The sequence below is a fragment of the Acetobacter okinawensis genome (assembly GCF_002153655.1).
Taxonomy (GTDB): Bacteria; Pseudomonadota; Alphaproteobacteria; order Acetobacterales; family Acetobacteraceae; genus Acetobacter; species Acetobacter okinawensis_A.
In genome coordinates, this window is record NZ_JOPJ01000076.1 from 1 (window position 1) to 448 (window position 448).

1 pseudogene is annotated in these 448 nt (G+C 53.3%); it reads left to right on the forward strand.

Features of this window, described 5'->3' with window-relative positions:
• Nucleotides 1-32: 32 nt before the first annotated feature.
• Nucleotides 33-448: pseudogene (locus tag HK26_RS12790) on the forward strand (hypothetical protein); the annotation flags it as partial.

Genomic DNA, 448 nt, shown 5'->3' on the forward strand with positions numbered 1-448 from the left:
TTCTTCCCTTCTCACACAACAGGAACAGGCAGATGACCGAAAACAATACTCCCGATACACAGACAGACTCTCTTTCTTCCGAAGCATTCCTTGAAGAGCTTCTGGGCATTGTCCCGGATAAGGAGACCCCTGTTGGTGAACAAAGGTCAGGCTTTACCTGCCTGAAGGTTCTTCCCGAAGACCACAGCTTTCCTGAAAATTCCCCATCAAGACGCATGGACCGTTTTGCCAGTGTCAGAAGGCTGGAAAACCCTGTCAAACTCCATACCCCCCGCAACTTTGCGACCCTGAAGGCCAGAGTTCTGGAAGCGTGTCCTCATGCTCCACAGGCTGTTGAGGTGCTGGCTTGCTGTGATGAGGAATGGTCTGAATGGGGAAAGGTTGTTCCCATGCGTCCGGTGCTTCTGGTTGGGCCTCCGGGGTGTGGCAAGTCCACAGTGGCAAGGCT